General features: G+C 65.8%; 14 protein-coding genes. 3 read left to right on the forward strand and 11 right to left on the reverse strand.

Annotation, left to right across the window (positions count from 1 at the left end; translation table 11 throughout):
• Nucleotides 1-32 precede the first annotated feature (32 nt).
• Together L4X63_RS21425 and L4X63_RS21430 are read left to right on the forward strand one after the other, a co-directional pair.
• Nucleotides 33-641, forward strand: coding sequence for a DUF488 domain-containing protein (locus L4X63_RS21425; RefSeq protein WP_250680707.1), 609 nt, complete (start codon nucleotides 33-35; stop codon nucleotides 639-641).
• Nucleotides 642-830: 189 nt separating this feature from the next.
• A complete protein-coding gene (locus tag L4X63_RS21430; RefSeq protein WP_250680708.1) occupies nucleotides 831-3,806 on the forward strand; it encodes a spermine/spermidine synthase domain-containing protein in 2,976 nt (991 codons plus the stop codon).
• Between the two features lie 40 nt (nucleotides 3,807-3,846).
• On the opposite strand, the gene L4X63_RS21435 is transcribed toward L4X63_RS21430, so the two are convergent.
• Nucleotides 3,847-4,386: a THUMP domain-containing protein gene (locus L4X63_RS21435; RefSeq protein ID WP_250680709.1), complete on the reverse strand. Its 540-nt coding sequence runs from the start codon at nucleotides 4,384-4,386 to the stop codon at nucleotides 3,847-3,849.
• Nucleotides 4,387-4,459: 73 nt separating this feature from the next.
• A complete protein-coding gene (locus tag L4X63_RS21440; protein WP_250680710.1) occupies nucleotides 4,460-4,801 on the reverse strand; it encodes a 4a-hydroxytetrahydrobiopterin dehydratase in 342 nt (113 codons plus the stop codon).
• Nucleotides 4,802-5,347: 546 nt separating this feature from the next.
• Between L4X63_RS21440 and L4X63_RS21445 the strand changes: the two genes are divergently transcribed.
• Complete coding sequence (locus L4X63_RS21445) at nucleotides 5,348-5,623, forward strand: hypothetical protein (RefSeq protein WP_250680711.1); 276 nt, start codon at nucleotides 5,348-5,350, stop codon at nucleotides 5,621-5,623.
• 13 nt (nucleotides 5,624-5,636) lie between these two features.
• On the opposite strand, the gene L4X63_RS21450 is transcribed toward L4X63_RS21445, so the two are convergent.
• The 9 genes from L4X63_RS21450 to L4X63_RS21490 all read right to left on the reverse strand — a co-directional run bounded on the left by L4X63_RS21450 (nucleotide 5,637) and on the right by L4X63_RS21490 (nucleotide 14,295).
• Nucleotides 5,637-5,879: a hypothetical protein gene (locus L4X63_RS21450; RefSeq protein WP_250680712.1), complete on the reverse strand. Its 243-nt coding sequence runs from the start codon at nucleotides 5,877-5,879 to the stop codon at nucleotides 5,637-5,639.
• Between the two features lie 88 nt (nucleotides 5,880-5,967).
• The gene (locus L4X63_RS21455; RefSeq protein ID WP_250680713.1) at nucleotides 5,968-6,285 is read right to left on the reverse strand and encodes a J domain-containing protein; all 318 of its coding nucleotides are present in this window, start codon (nucleotides 6,283-6,285) and stop codon (nucleotides 5,968-5,970) included.
• Entirely contained in the window at nucleotides 6,282-7,064 is a 783-nt protein-coding gene (pgl, locus tag L4X63_RS21460; protein ID WP_250680714.1) for a 6-phosphogluconolactonase, read from the reverse strand. The genes L4X63_RS21455 and pgl overlap by 4 nt, the downstream gene beginning before the upstream one ends.
• Nucleotides 7,065-7,068: 4 nt before the next feature.
• A complete protein-coding gene (gene zwf, locus L4X63_RS21465; protein ID WP_250680715.1) occupies nucleotides 7,069-8,475 on the reverse strand; it encodes a glucose-6-phosphate dehydrogenase in 1,407 nt (468 codons plus the stop codon).
• Entirely contained in the window at nucleotides 8,472-9,506 is a 1,035-nt protein-coding gene (gene gnd / locus L4X63_RS21470) for a phosphogluconate dehydrogenase (NAD(+)-dependent, decarboxylating) (RefSeq protein ID WP_250680716.1), read from the reverse strand. The genes zwf and gnd overlap by 4 nt, the downstream gene beginning before the upstream one ends.
• Nucleotides 9,507-9,604: 98 nt before the next feature.
• Complete coding sequence (gene tal, locus L4X63_RS21475; protein WP_250680717.1) at nucleotides 9,605-10,732, reverse strand: transaldolase; 1,128 nt, start codon at nucleotides 10,730-10,732, stop codon at nucleotides 9,605-9,607.
• Nucleotides 10,729-11,187: an RpiB/LacA/LacB family sugar-phosphate isomerase gene (locus L4X63_RS21480; RefSeq protein WP_250680718.1), complete on the reverse strand. Its 459-nt coding sequence runs from the start codon at nucleotides 11,185-11,187 to the stop codon at nucleotides 10,729-10,731. The genes tal and L4X63_RS21480 overlap by 4 nt, the downstream gene beginning before the upstream one ends.
• 2 nt (nucleotides 11,188-11,189) lie before the next feature.
• Entirely contained in the window at nucleotides 11,190-13,265 is a 2,076-nt protein-coding gene (gene tkt / locus L4X63_RS21485; RefSeq protein WP_250680719.1) for a transketolase, read from the reverse strand.
• Between the two features lie 34 nt (nucleotides 13,266-13,299).
• Nucleotides 13,300-14,295, reverse strand: a complete 996-nt coding sequence (locus L4X63_RS21490; protein WP_250680720.1) for an aldo/keto reductase — start codon at nucleotides 14,293-14,295, stop codon at nucleotides 13,300-13,302.
• Nucleotides 14,296-14,322 lie beyond the last annotated feature (27 nt).

Raw genomic sequence — 14,322 nt, forward strand, 5'->3', positions numbered from 1 at the left:
GGAGTAGCGGCGAGTCTCGGAGGTGATCGAAAATGCCCCGGCAGAGCGCGACGAAAAACGGCGAGGCAGCGGCCAGGCAGGGCTCGGGACTGGTGGTCTATACGGTGGGACACTCGACGATGGATCTCGACTCCTTTCTCGATCTGCTGAAAACGACGGGGATCGACATGGTTGCCGACGTGAGGGCTATCCCGCGCTCCCTGCACAACCCGCAGTTCAACAAGGAGACCCTCAGCCCGTACCTGAGGGTTCGCCGGATAAAATACCGGCACCTGAAGGATCTGGGCGGGCTCCGCCGCCACATGAAGGACGATCCCCGCAATGCAGGATGGCACAACGCCTCCTTCCGCGGCTTCGCCGATTACATGCAGACTCCCGAGTTCGCGGCAGGGCTCGAGGAGCTCATCGCCTGGGCCGGGAAGCGGACAGTGGCCATCATGTGCGCGGAGGCGGTTCCCTGGCGCTGCCACCGCTCGCTGATCGGAGACGCCCTCCTCGTCCGCGGTATCGAGGTGCTCGACGTTTTCCCATCGGGAACCATCAAACCGCACCACCTCTCCCCCCTCGCCGCCGTCGACGGCCACCGCATAACCTACCCCGCACCACCGGAAGAAGAGAACGGCGAACGGCTGGCAGAGTGAGCGCCCTGGCAGAGGCGTCAACTGGCAGAGGCGTTGACCGGCCAGAGCCGTTGACTGGCAGTGTGAACGAGGTGCGCCGGGCCGCACTGACAACTCTCCTTGACATTCAGTGTTAATAAACGTAATTTAGCCATACTTAATTATCCGGCACACAAACAACTGGATCTTGCTATGTAATGCGAGCCTTCTATGCACATGTTTCAACGCCGTACTACCTTCTTCATTCTCTTCACACTCTCCGGCTTCTCCGGCCTCATCTACGAATCGATCTGGACTCATTACCTCAAGCTGTTCCTCGGGCACGCCGCCTACGCCCAGACCTTGGTGCTCGCCATCTTCATGGGAGGGATGGCCATCGGCTCCTGGCTCTGCAGCAGGAACTCCGGCCGCCTGAAGAACCTGCTAAGAGGGTACGCCGTCGCGGAAGGAGCCATTGGGCTTGGCGCCCTCATCTTCCACGAGCTCTTCACATCGGTCATCGACCTTTCCTACCGCTCCATCATCCCCGGCCTGGGAAGCGCCACCGCGATCACCATCTACAAATGGGGGATCTCCGGCCTGCTGATCCTTCCCCAGTCGATCCTTTTAGGGATGACCTTTCCGCTGATGAGCGCGGGACTTCTCCGCCGCTTCCCCGAAAATCCCGGCAAATCGGTCGCCCTCCTCTACTTCACCAACAGCCTTGGGGCGGTGGCCGGGGTGCTGGCCAGCGGATTCTTCATGATCCGGACTATGGGGCTCCCCGGGACGGTGCGGAGTGCCGGGTGCGTCAACGTCCTGCTGGCCATTGCCGTCTGGCTCCTCGCCTCGCGGCAGGAACCGGCCGCCCCCGGGAAGGAAGCGGGAATCGACCGGCCGGCCTCCCGCCTCTTTCCCCGCTACCTGCTGGCCGCCTCCGCCATCACCGGCGCGGCCTCCTTCATCTACGAGATCGGCTGGATCAGGATGCTGAGCATGGTGCTGGGGACCTCCACCCACGCCTTCGAGCTGATGCTGAGCGCCTTCATCTTCGGGCTCGCCTGCGGAGGGCTCTGCATCCACCGCTTCATCGACCGCATCTCCTCTCCTCCCCGTTTCCTGGCCCAGGTCCAGATCGTGATGGGATTTTTCGCCCTCTCCACGCTGGTCGTGTACGGGGAGACCTTCCCGGTCATGAAATGGCTGGTGGACAACCTGGCTAAAAACGACACCGGCTACGCCCTCTTCAACCTCTCCAGCAGCGCCATCGCCATCGCCATCATGCTTCCCGCCACCTTCTTCGCCGGAATGACGCTTCCGCTCATTACCCTGGTCCTGCTCCGCGACGGGCACGGGGAAGGATCGATCGGAGCGGTCTACGCGGCCAACACCGTGGGAGCCATCGCCGGGGTCTTCTTCGCCATCCACGTCGGGCTGCCGCTTCTGGGGCTCAAAGGTGTCATCACCAGCGGGGCCGCCCTCGACATGGGACTGGGGATCGCCCTGCTCTGGAGCCCGGGGCGTGAGGGTGCCGGATGGCTCCCGCGCGGGGCGGCGACGGTCTGTGCCCTGGCTGCCATCGCCGCGGCGGTCTTCTTCGTCCGCCTGGACCTCTTCAAGATGGGATCCGGAGTCTACCGGCACGGGATTCTGCTGTCCCCGGCCGGATTCCGGCACCTCTATCACCTGGACGGCAAGACCGCCACCGTCGACGTCTTCCTCGACGGCCTGGGATCGATGCGGATCAACACCAACGGCAAGACCGACGCCACCATCATGACCGACCCCGAACGCGCCGCCGGTATGGACGAAGCCACCATGACCCTGCTGGGAGCCATCCCCATGGCCATCCATCCCAAGGCGGCCACGGTGGCCTCCATCGGGCTGGGATCCGGGTTCACCACCCAGGTGCTGCTGGAGAATCCCGCCATCCGGAGGGTGGATACGGTGGAGATCGAGCAGGGGATGGTGGAGGGGGCGAGGATGTTCGGCCCCCGCGTGGAGAAGGTCTACACCGACCCGCGCAGCCGCATCCACATCGACGATGCCAAGACCTTCTTCTCCAGCCGCCATGCCAGGTACGACATCATCATCTCCGAGCCCTCCAATCCCTGGGTCAGCGGGGTCTCCGGCCTCTTTTCCGAAGAATTCTACCGGCTCATCGGCAACCACATCGCCGACGACGGCCTCTTCGTCCAGTGGGTGCAACTCTACGAGATCGATACCGAGCTGGTCTGCTCGGTGCTCAAGGGGCTCTCCCGGAACTTCTCCGACTACGTCATCTACGCCCCCGACCAGGGGGACATCATGATCGTCGCCAAAAAGAGCGGACGGGTGCCTCCCCCCAGTGCCTGGCTTTTCGGCAACCCCGCCCTGGCGGCGGAACTGAAGAGAATCAATGTGGAAAACCTGCAGGATATCGAAGTGAGGAAGGTGGGGGATAAGAAACTTTTGGAGAAACTGCTGGCATCGATGGCAGTGAGGGCCAACTCAGACTATTACCCGGTCCTGGATCAAAATGCCTCCCGGACGCGCTTTTTGAACGCCTCGGCGGCGAACCTGCTTTACTTCGCCCAACTCCCGGTTCCCGCGGCCCAGCTCCTTTCGGATCGCGGCCCCGGTGAGAGCGTCACCGAGGTTACTCCTACCGCCGCCTTCCCCAAGTCCGAGGCGGCCCACCATGCCGTGGTATTGCGGAATTTCCTCGTCACCGGACGCTTCGGCCCCGGTAGCGAGTCGCTGGGAGAGGACGACCGGCAGCAGGCGGTTATCGTGAGAAATGTATTCTTTCCGGCGGGGAAGATAACCGGTCCCCGCCAGCGACTGGAAGCTCTTTTCGTCACCGCCGAAAACATCCTCCCCTACCTCACCCCCTACGAGCTGGAGGCCATCTGGAGAAGATTGGAGCCGGGAGGGGCCGCGGCCGGGGTCACCCCGCTCGAGAGGGAGTGCCTGGAGCTGTTCAAGGCGATAGGGAGAAGAGACGGAGCCGGGATGGCCACGCGGGCCACCGCTCTCCTGCGCTACGGTCGTGGTCTTGATGGGGGGATGGTCAGGTACGTGGCCGCCTCGGGGATGCTCGGCCAGCTCATGCAGGGGAATAAACCGGAGGCGCGGGCAATCTGGTCGCAGTACCGCCCCGCCCTCTTCGGTAACGGCAAGCCCGACCTTCTTTTCCGCCTCCTCTCCGCGGAAAGCAGCTCCTAGCCCGCCACCTCGTTACGGCGTTCCCGCCCGCCGCACTTACTCAGTCCATGTGCAAAAGCGGATAGCGCGCCAACTCCTCCCGCGTCCAGAGCGAGAAACCCGCGCGGGGGCCGATGGTCTCCACCGCAATGATGGCGTCGGGATCGTCGAAGGTGATGCTCCCGGGGTTTCCCGACATCTCGAGGGCCTCCAGCAGATAACTGTCGAGGAAGCGCTCCTCCTCCATGGTGGAGAGTCTCCCCTTGAAGCCCCGCCGGTGCATCCGGACATGGAAAGATTTCCCCTCCAGGCCGGCCAGCCACGCCCCGACCGCCTGGCGCGCCTTCCCCTCGAACTCGTGGGGATCCTGGAAAGAGAAGGTCTCGTAGACCGGCATCACCCGCGACAGGGGCGCCAGCAGGTCCTCGTCCCGCTCGCCGTCGCGGTGGAGTCGATCGAGCATCCAGCGGGGATCGGCGACCCTCATGACCAGGATGTTGAAGAACTCGGTCGCGCTAACTGTGCCGTAATGCTCGAGGATCCTCTGCGCCTTGCCATATCCTTCGTCGTGAACGGTTACCACCACGTTCCAGTCGTGCATGACGTTCTCCTTGCGCTCCCGCTACGGCAGGAGCACCTGCCGCCTCCCCCCCGGCTCATCCTCTCCCCTGCCCCTACCAGCCGAAAAGCGCCTCCACCTTGGCCGCGCAGATGAAGACGTTTTCGGAGAGCCCGCCGATGGCGTGGGTGACATAGCTCACCCGGCAGCGACGATAGGAGACCTCCAGGTCGGGATGATGCCCCTGGCTGTTGGCGATCCAAGCCACTGCGTTGACGAAGGAGATGGTCTGGTAGTAGTTCTTGAAGTCGAACTCCTTGCTGATGGCCGCCCCCCGCAGCTCCCACCCCGGGAGCTCCCCTAGCAGCCCGGCCACCCGGTCGCCCTCAAGCGGCGGCGTCCCCCCCTCACACGGTTGGCACTGCCTCGTTGACAGGTTGCTGATCTCTTCAGTCATCGCCACCTCCGGTTGTTTCCCGCCCCGGCCCCCCGGCACTTTTCCGCCGGACCAAAATTCCTCCCGCGGAAACCGCGATCCATCGCCACGTTCTCCCCAGGGAGCTGGGGATGCCGCATGGGCCCAGACAGGGAAACTCCTTGCATAGAAAACGGTTTTGAAATGCTGAGTTTTTGACGGAACCAATTGCACAAATTTTAGGCAAAAAGTTAAAATGTCACCTGATTGGGACAGATAGGGGCCTGGAACGGAAAGTTATCCACAGGTTTTTCCACCTAAATGTGGATTGCGGAGCCGCATGGATGACCGCGATGGTTCGTAGCGGTTTTTTTTATGCACTTTTCGGGCTGGTTCGCCATATTCGACATTATTTTGACAGTTTTGGAAAATTTTCCGACGGCCGGAGAAAAAGTCCACACACCGCAAGACCGCCGGAACCGGTGCCGCCTGTGCCTTGTTACCGGACCTATCGATGGTACCCTTGCAGGAGCACACTTCGTTTGGGTCAACCAAACGGCCGCTTCATCCATCCTCAAGGAGACACCCATGAAAACCATGCTTGCGTTCCTGGCCCTGGTACCGTTGATGGCGGTCCAGCCGTCCGAAGTATCCGCCGAGGATTACCTGGAGTGCCGGGCACGCTGCGCCCAGGAGAGCTATGACTGCATGAACGCCACCCAGGGCGACGACCCCGCCGCCCAGAAAGCCCGCGACGTCGACTGCATCCAGAGGACCGATGGCTGCAACTCTTTTTGCGAAACCCTCCGTCCGCTCCCGGAAGAGCCTCCTCCCCAGGAGAACCAGGGTGTGGAGAAGCAGTAGGAGCAGCCGGGGATCAGCGATGATCCCCTTGACTCTCCCCCGGCAGCGGGTGCGACCGCTCGTAGCGGTCCAAAAGTTCCTCGAGGATGTTCTCACCCGCCTCCGCCGACCGCGCCACCAGCTCCTGACTGACGTAGTCGAGTGCCTGAGCGCAACGCTGCTCGGGCCACTGTTCCCTGATGATCCGGATGTTCCCCTCTCCCCAGGCGATGTGCGGGCGGGCCACCTCCTGGAGTCCCACCTCGAGAAGCTCCACGCAGCGGTGAAGTTGCGCCTCGGTCGGCTAGGCACCCTTCAGCAGGTGGTCGATCATAGTCTCAGCGGCCCTCATGGCGATTTCGCAGTTAAGCATCCGGTTCCTCCCGTACGCGTCCGCCTCCCCATAGCATGTCGTCCATGAACTGGCGGCGCAGACGCTCGTCAGCGTTCTGTTCGTAGAATTCCTGCTCGGAAAACGAGAAACGGTACGACTGGAGGTACTCCATCAGCACCTGGTAGGCGGTGTTTATCTTGCGGATCTGGGCGGGGTCGTCCTCACCTTGACCGGTGTCGGGATGGTACCGCTTCACCAGTTCCCGGTGGCGGCTCTTGATGTCGGCCAGCGTGGCCCGCTCCTCGAGGCCGAAGACGGCCAGCGCCGCTTTGAGCTCCCGGTAGGTCATGATCTTTGATTACCCTCTCTTGAGCCGGTCCCGCCTGGCGTACCGGCGGCGGTGGGGGGACTGCTCAGTTGGCGGGCGGCATCCCGGTCGACCAGCCAGCGCACCGCTCCCTTGCCGGGGTGAACCCTGCTCGCCGGAAGCGGAGGAACCCCGTCCCCGGGAGCCAGCACCCGATGAAGGATGGCGGCCTTGTCGCCGCCGGAAACCAGGAAAACGGCCAGCACCGCCTCGTTCAACAGGGGCAGCGTGACGGTAACGCGGAAGAGTTCCTGCTCCGGCAGAAAGAGCGAGGTGACCAGGCGGGAGCTCTCCTCCACCGCGGGGCTTCCCGGGAAAAGGGAGGCGGTGTGGCCGTCGGCCCCCAGCCCCAGGAAAACGAGGTCAAAGGCGGGCCTTGCGCCGCCGAACTCTCCTCTCAGCTCCTCCTCGTAGGCAAGGGCGGAGGCCTCGGCGGAATCCCGGAAGGGAACCGGGTGGAGCTGGCGATCGCCTACCGGCCAATAATCCTGCACGGTGCGCTGGAAGGTCCCAAAGTTGCTCCGCGGATCGGCGTACGGCACATAGCGCTCGTCCCCCCAGAAGATCTGTACCGCCTCCCACGGGACCGATCCCCGCCATGGCTCCTCCCCCAACAGCCGGTAGCAGCGAAGCGGCGTCTCGCCTCCGGAAAGGAGCACGTTGAAACGCCCCTTCCTGCGCGCCGCCAAGCGGGCGGCTTCGCCAAAGATGGCGGCCGCGGCCCGGCTCAGGGCCTCTTTGTCGCGATAAACCGTCAGCATCGATTCACCTTCCGGCGGGGGGACAGACGGCCGGCTCCACCCGCGCGGGGTTGTACCAGCTGCCGTCCTGGGCGATGACCTGGTCGGCTTCGGCAGGCCCCCAGCTTCCCTGGTCGTAGAAATAAAGAGGAGTAACGTTACCGAGGATGGGGTCGACGATGCGCCACTGTGCCTCGACCGATCCTTCCGAGGCGAAGAGGGAGGTGTCCCCCCGCATGGCGTCTCCCAAAAGCCGCTCGTAGGGGGGCATGGCGTCCCCCTCGCTCTGGGCGGCCACCAGCTCGACGTCCTCCCCGACCCTCCGCTCGCCGGGGACCTTCACCCGGATGCCGAGGCCGATCAGCACGTCCGGGCTCAGCCGGAAACGGAGGTGATTGGAGAAGGCGGGGACGATCTCCCCGAAGGTCTCCCGCGGGGGCCTCTTGAAGGAGACGGTCACCGTGGTGGAGGTGACGGGGAGGCATTTGCCGGCCCTGATGTAGAAGGGAACCCCGGCCCAGCGCCAGGTGTCGATGAAGAGCCGGACGGCGACGAAGGTCTCCACGGAGGAATCGGGGGCGACGCCAGGCTCGGAGCGGTACCCCCGGAACTGTCCCCGCACCACGTGGGCAGGGTCCAGGGGCTTGACGGCGCTCAAAAGGCGGGCGCTCTCCTCGCGGATGGCGTCGGGATGATCCCCCGCCGAGGGGTCCATCGCCAGGTAGGCAACGATCTCCAGGAGGTGGTTCTGCAGAACGTCGCGCACGGCCCCCGCCTCCTCGTAGAATTTCCCCCGCCCGTTCACCCCGAACTCCTCGGCCATGGTGATCTGGACCGAGGAGATGTAGTTGCGGTTCCAAAGCGGCTCCAGGATCGAATTGGCGAAGCGGGTGTAGTAGATGTTCTGCACCGGCTCCTTGCCGAGGAAATGGTCGATCCGGAAGACGGCGGAGTCGGGGAAGGCGGAGAGGAGGACACAGTTGAGCTCCCGGGCGGAGGCGAGATCGCGGCCGAACGGCTTCTCGACCACCACCCGCGGCTCACGCAGGCAGTCGGTCCCGGCGAGTCCTTCGACCACGGTGGCGAACATGCTGGGAGGAATGGCGAGGTAGTAGAGGGGACGGACGCTCTCCCCGAGGGCGGTGCAGAGCTTCTGGTAGGTGGCGGGATCCCCGTAGTCGCCGTCGACGTAGGAGAGGCGGGCGACCATTTTCTGGTAGGCCTCCTCGTTGACTCCCCCGCGGTGTACGAGACTATCTCTTATCCGCTCCTTGAGCCGCTCGACGTTCCACCCGGAGCGGGCGACGCAGATGAGCGGCACGTCGAAGTGTCCCCTGACCACCAGCCCCTGGAGAGCGGGGAAGATCTGTTTGTAGGCGAGGTCGCCGGTGGAGCCGAAAAAGACGAAGGCGTCGGAAGCGGTGAGGGTCATGGCGCATCTCCATCGGCGGGGGCGGATTTCCCGCCATGGCCGCCGAAGCCGGCCCGCATGGCGGAGAGGAGGCGGTCGGCGAAGTCGCCCTGGCCGCGGGAGACGAAGCGGTTGAACACCGCCGCGCTCAGCACGTGGGCCGGCGCCCCTTCGTCGATAGCGGCGGTCAGCGTCCAGCGTCCTTCACCGGAATCGGCCACGCTCCCGGTGAATTGGGCCAGGTCGGGGCTCTGCAAAAGAGATGAGGCGCAGAGGTCGAGGAGCCAGGAGGAGATGACGCTTCCCCGGCGCCAGAGTTCGGAGATGGCGGGAAGGTCGAACTGGTACCGGTAGTACTCGGGATGACGAAGGGGCGTCGTCTCGGCGTCGGCCGCCCGCGGCCTGGTCCCGGCATCGGCCTGCTCGAGGATGTTGAACCCCTCGGCCAGCGAAGCCATCATCCCGTACTCGATCCCGTTGTGGATCATCTTCACGAAGTGGCCGGCGCCGGAGGGGCCGCAGTGGAGGTATCCCTTTTCGCCGGCGGCAGGCTCCCCTTCCCTTCCCGGGGTGCGCGGAGCCGCCGACTCGCCCGGGGCGAGGGTGGCGAAGAGCGGCTCCAGTCTGACCACTGCCTCGGCATCGCCGCCGATCATCAGGCAGTATCCCCGCTCCCGGCCCCAGATGCCGCCGCTGGTCCCGACGTCCAGGTAGTGGATCCCCCGCTCCCTGAGCCGGGCCGAGCGACTAAGGTCGTCATGGAAGTGGGAGTTCCCCCCGTCGACCACCACGTCCCCGGGTTCTAACAGCGGGATCAGGGAGGCCAGGGTCTCCTCCACCACCGCGGCGGGGAGCATCAGCCAGAGGGCCCGGGGCTTCTCGAGCCTCTTGACGAGGTCGGCCAGGGTGGTGACACCGGTGGCACCGGCCTGGACCAGGGCCTCCACCGAGGCGGGGTAGAGGTCGAAGACCACCACCCGGTGACCGCCCGCCATCAGGCGCCGCGCCATCTCGCTTCCCATCCTCCCAAGACCGACCATTCCGAGTTGCATCCGTCCCTCCCCGTTCTCCGTGTCTCTTCAGGTCCCGGCGCGGTGCCGGCACCCTTCCCTAGCGAGGAACCGGCACCTGGCGGAGCCGGTCCCTTCCCCTACTTCAAGGCGGCCTGGCGCTTCTCCTCCAGCACCGCGGCGAGGGATTCGAAGGGGTGCCTGAATTTCTCCACCCCCTCATCCTCGAGTTGCCTGGTGACCGCATCGAGATCGATCCCCAGCTCGGGGAGCCGCTCCAAAACCTGCATCGCCTCCGGCACCCCCTGGTCGAGCCGCGGCGAGGGATCGCCGTGGTCCCGGTAGGCGGCCAGGGTCTCCATCGGCATGGTGTTGATGGTGTCGGGGCCGATCAGCGGCTCGACGTACTTGACGTCCGAGAACGAGGGATCCTTCGCTCCCGTGCTCGCCCAGAGGACCCGCTGGGGACGCGCGCCGCGGCCGGCCAGGGCGAGGTAACGATCGTCGGAGAGGGTCTCGCGGTAGATCTGGTGGGCGAGCTTGGCGCAGGCGATGGCGGTCTGCCCCCTAAGGGAGAGCGCGATCTCGCCCCGGCGCCCCCCCTCCTCGATCAACCGGTCCAGCAGGGGGTCCACCACCACGTCGATACGGCTCAGGAAGAAGCTCGCCACCGAGGATACCTTCTCCAGCGGGAGGCTGTGGGCGGCGCGGGCCGAAAGCCCGTCGAGGTACGACTCCACCACCGCCCGGTAGCGCTCAAGCCCGAACAGCAGCGTCACGTTGACGTTGATTCCCTCGCGGATCAGTTCGCCGATGGCGATGAGCCCCTCCCCGGTCCCGGGGACCTTGATGTAGAGGTTGGGACGGTCCACCCGCTGCCAGAGCCGGCGCGCCTCCTCGATGGTCTTGCCGGAGTCGTGGGCCAAAAGAGGGGAGACCTCGAGGCTCACGAAGCCGTCTCTCCCCTCGAGCCGCTGGTAGAGCGGCAGGAGGAGGTCGGCGGTCATGCGGATATCTTCCACCACCAGGGTTTCGTAGATCTCCGCGGCCGATTTCCCCTCGCGGGCGAGCTCGGTGATGGCGCGGTCGTAGTCCGAGCCGTGGGCGATGGCCTTTTCGAAGATGGCCGGATTGGAGGTCACCCCGCTCACCCCGTCCTGCTGGATGAGGGAGACGAGCTCTCCCGAGACCAAAAGTCCACGGCTCAGGAAGTCCAGCCAGACACTCTGGCCGAAGCCCTGCAATTTGAGAAGAGGATTCTGTTTCATGGCGATGACACCTCCCTCTCGAGTGCGGCCACCTTGGCGAGACGGCGGCGGTGCCGTTCGGCACCGCTGAAGCGGGCGGCCAGGAAAAGGGAGACCAGGGCGAGGGCGCGTCTTTCGTCCACCACCCGGCTCCCGAGGCAAATCACATTGAGATCGTCATCCTCGACCCCTTGGGCGGCCGAGAAGTCGTCGTGGATGAGGGCGGCGCGGACCCCGGGGACCTTGTTGGCGGCGATGGAGGCCCCTACCCCGCTCGAGCAGATGGCGATCCCCCGTTCAATCTCCCCGGAGGCCACGGCGCGGGCCAGCGGGATGACGAAGTCGGGGTAGTCGTCGCCGGGATCGAGAGCGAAGGCGCCGAAGTCGGTCATCTGGTGCCCCTGGGCGCGAAGCTCGCCGCAAAGGGCCTCCTTCAGCGAAAAACCGCCATGGTCGGTAGCCACCCCGATACGCACGATCACCCTCCCTGCTGCTGCAGGAGCTCACGGGCCCGGGCGGCCACGTTGTCGACGGTGAAGCCGTACTCCCGCATCACCACCTCGCCCGGAGCCGAGGCGCCGAAGCGCTCGATCCCGAGTACCGCGCCGGCGAGCCCCACGTAGCGGTGCCATCCCTGCGGGGATCCCGCCTCGATGGCGAGCCGCGCGGTGACGGCCGGCGGGAGGACGGCGTCCTGGTACTCCCGGGGCTGCTCGTCGAAGAGCTCCCACGACGGAAGCGACACCACCCGAACCGGGATACCCTCTTCCTGCAGGCGCTCCGCGGCGGCGACCGCGAGGTGGAGCTCGGAGCCGGTGGCGATCAGGATGAGCCGCGGGCTTCCTCCCTGGGCCTCGGCGAGCACGTACCCCCCCTTCAGCACCCCCTCGGCCCCGGCCAGCTTGCCGCGGTCCAGGGTGGGAACCCCCTGGCGGGAGAGGACCAGCGCAACCGGGCGGCGCTTGACGGCAAGGGCCGCCTGCCAGGCGAAGGCGCACTCGTTGGCGTCGCCCGGCCTCAGCGTCACCAGGTGCGGGATCGCCCTGAGGCTCGCCAGGTGCTCGATCGGCTGGTGGGTCGGCCCGTCCTCCCCGAGCCCGATGCTGTCGTGGGTAAAGACCTGGACCACCTTGAGCCGGGCCAGGGCGGCGAGCCGCAGGGTCGGTCTCAGGTAATCGGAGAAGGTGAGGAAGGTGGCGCCGAAGGGGATCACGCCGCCGTGGGCGGCCATGCCGTTTGCCGCCGCCCCCATGGCATGCTCGCGCACCCCGAAGTGGAGGTTGGCCCCGGCGGGTCCCCACTCTCCCCCGACGGCTCCTTGGCGGTCGGCGGATGTGAGGCCCGCGCTCTCGAAGTCCCCCCTCCCCTTCATGGCGGTGAAGGTGGAGGGATTGAGGTCGGCCGAGCCACCCACGATCTCGGGGAGGGTTCCGGCCAGGGCGTTCAGCACCTTGCCGGCGGCGACCCGGGTGGCCATCCCCTTACCGTCGGGGGGAAACACCGGGAGGGACGCCTCCCATCCGGCCGGGAGCCCGCCGCTCATCACCCGGGCAAACTCGGAGGCGAGCTCCGGATGCGCGTCGCGGTAGCGGGAGAAGGTCTCCTCCCACTTCCCTTGGGCATCCCCCCCCTTGGCCAGCGCCTCCCGGTAACGGGCGAGGGCGAGCTCCGGGATGAGGAAGTTGGGCTCGACCGGCCACCCCAGCGCCTCCTTAGTGCGCCGCACTTCCTCGACACCGAGCGGGGAGCCGTGGGCCTCGAAGGAGTCCTGCTTGCCGGGAGAGCCGTAGCCCAGGTGGGTGCGGACCAGGATCAGGGAGGGGTGTTCGCGGTCGTCGCGGGCCGTATCGAGGGCGGCAGCGATGGAGTCAAGGTCGTTGCCGTCGGCAACCTCGATGACCTGCCAGCCGTAGGCACGGAAGCGGGCGCCGCGGTCCTCGGTAAAGCAGAGGTCCGTGGAGGCGGCCAGCGAGACCCGGTTGTCGTCGTAGAGGCAGATCAGCTTGCCAAGCTTCAGGTGGCCAGCCAACGAAGCCGCCTCCGAAGCCACCCCCTCCATCAGATCCCCGTCGCTCGCCAGCACGTAGCAGTAGTGATCGATGACCGGAAAGCCGGGACGGTTGTAGCGGGCGGCCAGGTGGGCCTCGGCGATGGCCATGCCGACTGCGTTGCCGAACCCCTGCCCCAAGGGGCCGGTGGTCACCTCCACCCCCGGGGTCACCCCCCGCTCGGGATGCCCTGGTGTCTGGCTTCCCCACTGGCGGAACCGCTTGATCTCCTCGAGGGAGAGGTCGTAACCGGCCAGGTGCAGCAGGCCGTAGAGCAGCATCGAGCCGTGGCCTGCCGAGAGGATGAAGCGGTCACGGTCCCACCACTCGGGGCCGGCGGGGTTGTGCTTGAGGTAGCGGCTCCAGAGGAGGTAGGCCATGGGGGCCGCCCCGAGCGGAAGGCCGGGATGGCCGCTGTTGGCCTGCTGGACGGCGTCTACGGCTAAAAAACGAAGGGTATCGATACAGAGGCGGTCGATGCTCTCTTGGCTGGTGGGCGAGGTCATTCAAAACTCCTTCCTGCAAGGTGCGGGGCGGTGATCATTCGGTAGTGTCGATGTACTGCATGGCCTCATCGGGGTAACGCTCCCCGGCCACCCGGAAGGAGGCGGCGGCCTTGTCGATGGCAGCCCAGGCGTCGCCGGGGAGGAGGATCCCGACCGAGTCGGCGTTCTCCTCGAGGTACCGGACCCTCTTGGTGCCGGGGATGGGGACGATGTCGCTCCCTTTCCTGAGCACCCAGGCGAGCGCCACTTGGGCGGGGGTGGCCGCGTGGGAGGCGGCGGCCTCCCGGATCACCGACACGAGTTCCAGATTGTGGCGGAGGTTCTCCGGCTGGAAGCGGGGGTTCTTCCGGCGCCAGTCGTCCCCCTCGAGGTCGTTGACACTCTGGATCTTGCCGGTGAGAAAGCCGCGCCCCATCGGGCTATAGGCGACGAAGCCGATACCCAGCTCCCGCAGGACCGGCAAGAGGGTGGTCTCGACGCCCCGCTCCCAGAGGGAAAACTCCGACTGGACCGCGGTCAGGGGGTGGACCGCATGGGCGCGGCGCACGACCCCCGGCCCCACTTCGGACAGCCCGATATAGCGTACCTTCCCCTCTTTGACCAGCTCGCCGAGCGCCCCCACCGTCTCCTCGATGGGGACCTTGGGGTCGAGCCGGTGCTGATAGTAGAGATCGATGTAATCGGTGCCGAGCCTTTTGAGCGACCCTTCGAGGGAGCGGCGGATGTGGGCCGGGCTGCTGTCGAGCTCCAACGGTTCGCCGCGGGGGCCGAAGCGCCAGGCGAACTTGGTGGCCACGATGACCCGCTGGCGGGGAAATTCCTTGAGCACCCGTCCCAGGAGCTCCTCGTTGGTGAAGGGACCGTACATCTCGGCGGTATCCCAGAAGTTGATCCCCAGCTCCAGCGCCCTGCGGAGCACCTTCACCGAGGCGGCATCGTCGGGATGGCCGTAGGCGTACGACATCCCCATGCACCCAAGACCCAGGGCGGAGACTTCCAGTCCCTGCTGACCGAGCTTACGTTTTAGCATCCGGTATCCTCCCAAACCTAAAGACGA

Source organism: Geomonas sp. Red32, from assembly GCF_023652955.1.
Taxonomy (GTDB): Bacteria; Desulfobacterota; Desulfuromonadia; order Geobacterales; family Geobacteraceae; genus Geomonas.